Source organism: Eggerthella sp. (genome assembly GCF_048329335.1).
Classification (GTDB): domain Bacteria; phylum Actinomycetota; class Coriobacteriia; order Coriobacteriales; family Eggerthellaceae; genus Eggerthella; species Eggerthella lenta.
Genome location: NZ_DBFEGU010000463.1, coordinates 1 through 7133, shown reverse-complemented (window position 1 = coordinate 7133; position 7133 = coordinate 1). Strand labels below are relative to the sequence as shown.

The 7133-nt window shown below is 66.6% G+C and carries 7 protein-coding genes; 2 read left to right on the top strand and 5 right to left on the bottom strand.

The window, feature by feature from the left end:
* From ACMO6A_RS14270 to trxB, 3 genes are all read right to left on the bottom strand, one after another.
* Positions 1-720 (bottom strand): N5-glutamine methyltransferase family protein (locus tag ACMO6A_RS14270; protein WP_418471456.1); only part of this gene is annotated, 720 nt, incomplete at its 3' end.
* A gap of 1 nt (position 721) precedes the next feature.
* Positions 722-1780, bottom strand: coding sequence for a peptide chain release factor 1 (gene prfA / locus ACMO6A_RS14265; protein WP_015760833.1), 1059 nt, complete (start codon positions 1778-1780; stop codon positions 722-724).
* Positions 1781-1935: 155 nt separating this feature from the next.
* On the bottom strand, positions 1936-2910 hold the full coding sequence (trxB, locus tag ACMO6A_RS14260) for a thioredoxin-disulfide reductase (protein ID WP_009304251.1): 975 nt from the start codon (positions 2908-2910) through the stop codon (positions 1936-1938).
* Between the two features lie 208 nt (positions 2911-3118).
* Here trxB and msrA point away from each other — a divergent pair, with 208 nt between their 5' ends.
* On the top strand, positions 3119-4336 hold the full coding sequence (gene msrA / locus ACMO6A_RS14255) for a peptide-methionine (S)-S-oxide reductase MsrA (protein ID WP_114548094.1): 1218 nt from the start codon (positions 3119-3121) through the stop codon (positions 4334-4336).
* 138 nt (positions 4337-4474) lie between these two features.
* Here the strand turns inward: msrA and ACMO6A_RS14250 are convergent, their stop codons facing one another.
* Complete coding sequence (locus ACMO6A_RS14250; RefSeq protein ID WP_009304249.1) at positions 4475-5818, bottom strand: MATE family efflux transporter; 1344 nt, start codon at positions 5816-5818, stop codon at positions 4475-4477.
* Positions 5819-5951: 133 nt separating this feature from the next.
* Between ACMO6A_RS14250 and ACMO6A_RS14245 the strand changes: the two genes are divergently transcribed.
* On the top strand, positions 5952-6734 hold the full coding sequence (locus ACMO6A_RS14245) for a MerR family transcriptional regulator (RefSeq protein WP_009608283.1): 783 nt from the start codon (positions 5952-5954) through the stop codon (positions 6732-6734).
* An 82-nt stretch (positions 6735-6816) separates the two neighbouring features.
* Here the strand turns inward: ACMO6A_RS14245 and trxA are convergent, their stop codons facing one another.
* A complete protein-coding gene (gene trxA / locus ACMO6A_RS14240) occupies positions 6817-7125 on the bottom strand; it encodes a thioredoxin (RefSeq protein WP_009304247.1) in 309 nt (102 codons plus the stop codon).
* Positions 7126-7133 lie beyond the last annotated feature (8 nt).

Below are 7133 nucleotides of genomic sequence, written 5' to 3'. Positions count from 1 at the left end.
CATGAGCGTAGGATCGACGCCCTCGCCCAGATCGCACGACAGCACCTCGACGCGGTCGCCCAGCTCGAGGGCAGCCACGTTGTCGCGAGCGAGCGCGACGGCCTCGGGCACGATGTCGGTCGCCACCACGCGCGCGAGCGGATGCTCGTAGGCGACGGAGCAGGCGATGCAGCCGGAACCGGTGCAGAGGTCGGCCACGAGCAGCTCGGGGGGCTCGGGAGCGGGTTCACCCGAGGCGACGGCCGGCGTCGATTCATCCTCGGCGACGCCCTGGTCGGCCGTTCGCTCGGGGCGTTGCTCCCCGGCTTCGCCTTCCGGCCAAGGGACAGGGGGAAGGTCGTCTTCCGGCCATGCATGCTGCGCCACCCGCTTCGGCGCCGCCGGCAGCAGCGCCAAGGCTTCACTGACCAGCACCTCGGTCTCGGGGCGCGGGATCAGCACGCCGGGGCGAACCTTCACCGTGATATGGCGAAATCCGACCTCGCCCGTGATGTACTGCAGAGGCTCGCCCTTGCCGCGGCGCGTGACGTAGGCGCGCAGCACATCGCGCTCCTCCATCGACAGCGGCTGCTCGAAATTCGCGTACAGCTCGATGCGGGAAAGGCCGGTCGCTTCGGACAGCAGCCACTGCGCGGACAGCCGCGGGTTCTCGTCGCCCTTGCGCTCGAGGTAGCCCACCGTCCAATCAAGGGCGGCCTGAATGGTCCAGATGTCGTTCAATCTAGACCGCGGCTTCCAGCTTCTGCGCGCGGTCGGCGGCCTGCAGAGCGGTGATCACGTCTCCCAGGCCGTCGCCCAGAAGCACGCCGTTGTACGTGCCGTTGAAGCCGATGCGGTGGTCGGTCACGCGGTCCTGCGGGCCGTTGTACGTGCGGATCTTCTCGGAGCGGTCGCCCGATCCGATCTGCGCGAGGCGCTTCGCGCCCTCGGCGGCCTGCTGCTCGGCCAACATCTTCTCGTACAGACGGGCGCGCAGCACGGCCATGGCCGCGATCTTGTTCTGCAGCTGCGACTTCTGATCCTGCGACTGCACCACGAGGCCCGAAGGCAGGTGCGTGATGCGCACGGCCGAGTCGGTGGTGTTCACGCACTGGCCGCCCGGGCCGCCGGCGCGGTACACGTCGATGCGCAGATCGTTCTCGTTGATCTCGACCTCCACCTCGTCGGCCTCGGGCAGCACGGCCACGGTGGCCGTGGAGGTGTGGATGCGGCCCTGGCTCTCGGTCTTCGGAACGCGTTGCACGCGGTGCACGCCGCTCTCGAACTTCATGACCGAGTACACGTGGTCGCCTTTGACCTTGAACTGGATCTCCTTGAAGCCGCCGGCTTCGGAGGCCGACATGTCCATCGTCTCGGTCTTCCAGCCTTGCGCGCTCGCGAACCGCTCGTACATCTTGTACAGCTCGCCCGCGAAGATGGCCGCCTCGTCGCCGCCGGCAGCTGCGCGGATCTCTACGATGATGTCCTTGTCGTCGGCCGGGTCGGCCGGGATCAGCATGAACTTGATATCCTCTTCGAGCGCCGGCAGCTTCGCCTCGATGCCGGCGATTTCCTCCAACGCGAATTCCTTCATGTCCGGATCGGCCAGCATCTCCCTGGCTTCGGCCAGATCGTCGGCCGCCTGCACGTACTCGCGCGCCTTCTTCGCCAGAGGACCCTGGTTGGCGTACTCTTTGGCCAGGCGGTTGTATTCCTTCTGATCTGCGAGGACTGCCGGATCGCCCATCTTCGCCTGCACATCCTCGTAGGCTTCGATGATCTTCGTCAGCTTCTCGCGCATATCGTTATCCTGCATGATGGGTGCTGTCCTTTTCGACGTGGTTCCCGTGCTCGCGCGCCCCGCGCGCCAAGAACGCCCGCTCCAAGCATGCGGAGCGGGCGCCTATGCTGTAACTGGTTTATGATAGCAGATCGACCGTCGATCCGCATCTTATCCTAGATCGCCAGATACTCTGCGGCCTCTTCGGCGCAGACGGCGCCGTCGGACACGGCGGTCACCACCTGGTGCAGGAACTTCGTGCGCACGTCGCCCGCGGCGAACACGCCGGGCACCTCGGTCGCGCACGACTCATCGGCCACGATGTATCCCGTTTCGTCGCACTGCAGCGCGCCGCCCAGAAACTCGGTGTTGGGCTCGGTGCCAACGGCCACGAACAGGCCGTCCACGGCGATGTCGCGCTCCTCGCCCGTCTCGAGCATCTCGAGGCGCACGCCGGCCAGCTTGCCCTCGTCGGCCACGAGCTTGCGGGGCACGGCGTTCCACACGAACTCGAGGTTCGGCAGGTCCTCCAGGCGCTTGTGGTAGATGGCCGTGGCGCGCAGCTTGTCGCGCCGGTGCACGAGGTACACTTTCTTGCAAATGCGCGACAGATAGATGGCGTCGCCCGCGGCCGTGTTGCCGCCGCCCACCACCATGACCTCCTTGTCGCGGAAGAAGTTGCCGTCGCACGTGGCGCAGTACGACACGCCGCGCCCTTGCAGGTCCTCCTCCAGCTCGAGTCCCAGCTTGCGCGGGCGCGCGCCCGTGGCGATGATCACGCTCTTGGCGCGGTACTCGTTGAACGCGGTGGTCAGAACCTTCGGGTTCTGGGTGAAGTCGACCGACACCACCTCTTCGCCGACGTTGCTCGCGCCGAAACGATCGGCCTGCTGCTTCATGGCGAAGGCCAGTTCGAAGCCTCCCGTTCCCTCGGGAAAGCCCGGGTAGTTCTCCATGTGCTCGGTCTGAGCAAGCTGTCCGCCCGGCGAGATGCGCTCGAACAGCACCACGTTCAAGCCTGCGCGCGCGGCGTACAGTCCCGCCGTGAGCCCGGCCGGACCGGCTCCGATGACGGCGACGTCGATGACGTCGTTCGTCGATGCCGCCTTGCACGCGGCAGATGTTTCGTTGCTCGCGGTTTCCTCGGTCATGCATGCCTCCTGGTTTCGCGGGTATCCGTGTTTTCCGAGTGTAAGTATAAGGTACGTCGCCTAAATGTCACAAACTTGGCACCAATATGCGCTAAAACGGCAGGAACGGAGCGCGACCGGCAACGCATGCGTGACGGATTCCAGCATGCGCCCCGCGTCCGCCCCCTCCGCACTACCATGAATGCGATCGCTATCGAAAGGACCGGGCATGAATCACGCGAGCAACATGACGAACGCGGATTCGGCAGGGAGCGAAACCCCCGCCGAGCTACGCACCCTGTATCTTGCCGGAGGATGCTTCTGGGGGCTCGAAGCCTATCTGAAACGACTGCCGGGCGTTCGCGGAACCGTCGTCGGCTACGCGAACGGTTCCACCGAGAACCCCAGCTATCACGACGTATGTCGCTGGAACACGGGTCACGCCGAAACCGTGGCCGTAACCTACGACCCGCGCGTGCTGCCCACCGACGTGCTGCTGGACGCCTTCTTCGAGGCCATCGACCCCACGTCGGTCGACCGTCAGGGAAACGACCGCGGCACCCAGTACCGCTCGGGCATCTATTGGACCGACGAGGCCGACCTGCCCGCCATCGAGGCGTCGCTGCTGCGCCAGCAGGCGCGCTATACGAGCCCCATCGTCACCGAGGTGGAGCCGCTCGACGGCTTCTACCCCGCCGAGGAGTACCACCAGAACTACCTCGAGAAGAACCCGGGCGGCTACTGCCACATCGACGTTCGCAGCGCCGACGCGTTCGCCGAGCGCATGGGACTCGAGGAAGGCCGGGCCTGCGTGCAGGTGGACGGGCTGTGCGAACCGCTCGCGTTGGGCGAGGGCGCCGCGACGGCGGGCGCGGTCGAGCGCGAGGACATCCCCGCGCCGTCCGTGTCGCGTCGCGCAGACGGGCCGCGCAACGAAGACGGCCTTGCAGATGCGGACGTGGACGCGCTCATCCGCGAGGCGGGCTACGCCGCCCCCTCCGACGACGAGCTGCGCCGCATGCTGTCGGCCGACCAGTACCGCGTTACGCGCATGAACGCTACCGAGCCGCCCTTCCGCAACGCCTACGACCGCACGTTCGAACCGGGCATCTACGTGGACGTGACCAGCGGCGAGCCGCTGTTCTCCTCGGCCGACAAGTTCGATGCCGGATGCGGCTGGCCCGCCTTCTCGCGCCCCATCGCGCGCGAGGTGGTCACCGAGCGCCTCGACCGGACGCTGGGCACCTATCGAACCGAGGTCCGCAGCCGTGCGGGCGATGCTCATCTCGGCCACGTGTTCACCGACGGCCCGGCCGAGACGGGCGGGTTGCGCTACTGCATCAACAGCGCAGCGCTGCGCTTCGTGCCCTACGCGCGCATGGACGCCGAAGGCTACGGCTACCTCAAGCCCCTCGTCGAGCAAGAGCTCGACCCCGCATCATCCTGAGCGAAGCAGCGGAAGCCGCGAAGTCGAAGGATCCCGTGCGGCGCCAGCGGGGAATCTCACGGCTGGCGCCGCACGGGATCCTTCGCGTCCCCGCTGCGCGGGGCCTCCCTGCGCTCGCTCAGGATGACAGGGCGCCCGCTAGCAGGCCTCGCTTGCCGCGGGCTCTGCCGCGCGATCGGGCCGACGCGCGCGATGACGGTAGCGCAGCAGAGCGGCGGCCGCCACGGACAGCACCATCTGCACGGCGGTCACCGACAGCCAGATGCCGTCGAGCCCGAACAGGCGCGCCGCGCCGAACACGATGAGGACGACCAGCAGCGCCTCGCCGTACACGATGGCGCTCGACGCCTTCGCGTCGTCCACCGCGTAGAAATACGAAGTGGACGCATGGGTGAACCCGTAGAACACGTACGCGGTGGAGAAGACGGGCAGCGCGTACGCGATGAGCCCTGCCGTCTCGTCGGACGCCCCGAACAGCAGCGGCACCTGATTCCGCAGCAGGTACATGGCCGCCAACCCCAACACGCCCAGGCTGATGGTGATCAGGTAGTTCGTGTTGCGGAAGCGGCGCACGCCGTCGGCGTCGCCCGCGCCGTAGTGCTTGGAGATGAGCGGCTGCGAGCCGTCGCCCACGCCCTGGATGAGCATCTGGATGACGCAGGCGGTGTACGACACCACTGCGTAGGCCGCCAGCGCCTGCTCGCCGCCGTACATCGACAGGTTCACGTTGATGGCCACCACCGTGGCCTCGGGCAAAAGGGTCAGCCCGAACGGCGCCAGCCCCAACCGCAGCGCATGCAGCGCGATATGCCGGTCGGGACGCAAGTCGGCCACGGCGATGCGGTTCTCCCTTTTCAGGAAAAAGCCCAGCACCAGCAGAAACGCCGAAACCTGCGAGACCACGGTGGCCGCCGCCGCACCGGCGGTGCCCATGCCCAGCAAGATGACGAACACGTAGTCAAGCGCCACGTTCATCAAGCCGGCGAACACCTGCACGGCCATCGCGTAGGCCACTTTCCCCTGGTTGCGGATAAGCGGCGTGCAGCCGGTCACGAGGATCTGGAACGGGACGCCCCAGGCGATGACGCCCGTGTACGCCGCCGCCTGCGCCAGCGTCTCGCCCTGGCCTCCTAAAAGCTCGCAAATGGGCGTCGCCAGCGTGAACAGCAGCGCCATGATGGGCACGGCGGACAGCGCGAGCATCGTGAGCGTGGTGCCCATGGCGCGCCGCGCCTTCGCCTCGTTTCCGGCGCCGCGCGCGATGGACGAGATCACGCCGCCGCCCATGCCGACGCCCGTGCCCACGGCCATGATGAACGCCACCAGCGGGAAGGCTACGTTGATGCCGGCCAGGCCCGCGTCTCCTACCGCGTGTCCCACGAACACGCCGTCGATGATGCTGTACACGCCGCCCAGCGTGAACGTGATCATCGTGGGGACGATGTATTTCAAATACTCTTTGAGCATGCCTCTAGTAATCATGTCATGTCGCTCCGATATGCAATTTGCTGAGATTTTTTCCGCATGGTACTCTAAACCTTAAAGCTGCTTTAAGGTAAAGCCCGCAATGTGCGGGATTCGCCGAATCTTCAGACCATCGATAAGGAACGCGCCCATGACCTTGCCCCGCCTCTACGACATCAAAGAAGCAGCCCGCTACCTGGGCGTCGCCTCCTCCACGCTGCGCTATTGGGAAAGCGAGGGCCTCGTGCAAGCCGGACGGGGCGAAGCGAACGGCTACCGCCAGTATTCGCTGCACGATCTCATCGAGGCCAGCGAGATCGCGTTCTACCGCAAACTGGGCGTGCCGGTCAAGGAGCTGCGGGGGTACCGAGCGCTTTCGGCGCGCAGCCTGGACGAGGCCCTCGCGCGCACCGAGGACGGCGTCGAGCAGCGCATCGCCGAGCTGGAAGCCACGAAGGCGCGCCTCGCCCGCCAGCGCGCGCTCAACGCGAAAGCCGAGGAGCTGCGACGGGCGGGCATGCAGCCCGGCTCCCCGGCCATCGGCAGCCTGAGCGCCATCGACTACGATGCCGCGGCTCCCTGGAAGCTGCTCGTGGAGGAGCCCTGGCGCTACGGGGTGGTCGTCTTTGCGGACAAGCCTGACGAGGTTTACGAGTCGGCCGTGGACGCAGGCGCGCAGGACGGTGCCGTGCTTTGGCGCCGATCGAGCGCTCACGACGAGACGACCTGCCGGGAGTGCCTGCTCAAAGTGTCCCCCACTGCCGACGCCAGCAACGCCGCCGCGCTGTTCGCCGAAGCCTCCCGCCAAGGCATCGAGCCTCAGGCGGTGGTGGGAAACTACCTTCTGACGGCATCGGACGAAACAGGACGCTGGGACTGCCATCGCGCCTGGGTGGTGGGGGAAACGCCGCGCGATCCCGCAGACGACCGGTAAGCCCGGGCGACATCCGGCATGCGGGCGCAAAAAAGCCCCCTCCGAGCGGAGAGGGCTTCGCCGCCTCAGGCCGAGGAAGAAGCTAGCCGATCATCGAGAGGATGTTCTGCTTGGGCTGCACGCCCACGGCCTGGTTCTTCACCTGGCCGTTTTCGAACACCATGAGAGTGGGCACGCTCATGACGCCGTACTTCTGCGCGATGTCGGGGCTCTGGTCGATGTCGAGCTTGTAGACGGCTGCCTTGCCGGCCGTCTCGGCGGCAACCTCGTCGAGCGTGGGCGCGAGCATCTTGCACGGACCGCACCACGTGGCGAAGAAGTCCACGAGAACGGGACCCTGCGCATCAAGCACCTTGGACTGGAAATCGGAAGAAGAAACGACCTCGCTCATGTTAAAGC

What these genes read in the sequence shown, in the direction of transcription:
- trxA (WP_009304247.1), bottom strand. Translation starts at nt 7,125, where the DNA reads ATGAGCGAGGTCGTTTCTTCTTCCGATTTCCAGTCCAAGGTGCTTGAT.
- prfA (WP_015760833.1), bottom strand. Translation starts at nt 1,780, where the DNA reads ATGCGCGAGAAGCTGACGAAGATCATCGAAGCCTACGAGGATGTGCAG.
- ACMO6A_RS14245 (WP_009608283.1), top strand. Translation starts at nt 5,952, where the DNA reads ATGACCTTGCCCCGCCTCTACGACATCAAAGAAGCAGCCCGCTACCTG.
- trxB (WP_009304251.1), bottom strand. Translation starts at nt 2,910, where the DNA reads ATGACCGAGGAAACCGCGAGCAACGAAACATCTGCCGCGTGCAAGGCG.
- ACMO6A_RS14250 (WP_009304249.1), bottom strand. Translation starts at nt 5,818, where the DNA reads ATGATTACTAGAGGCATGCTCAAAGAGTATTTGAAATACATCGTCCCC.
- msrA (WP_114548094.1), top strand. Translation starts at nt 3,119, where the DNA reads ATGAATCACGCGAGCAACATGACGAACGCGGATTCGGCAGGGAGCGAA.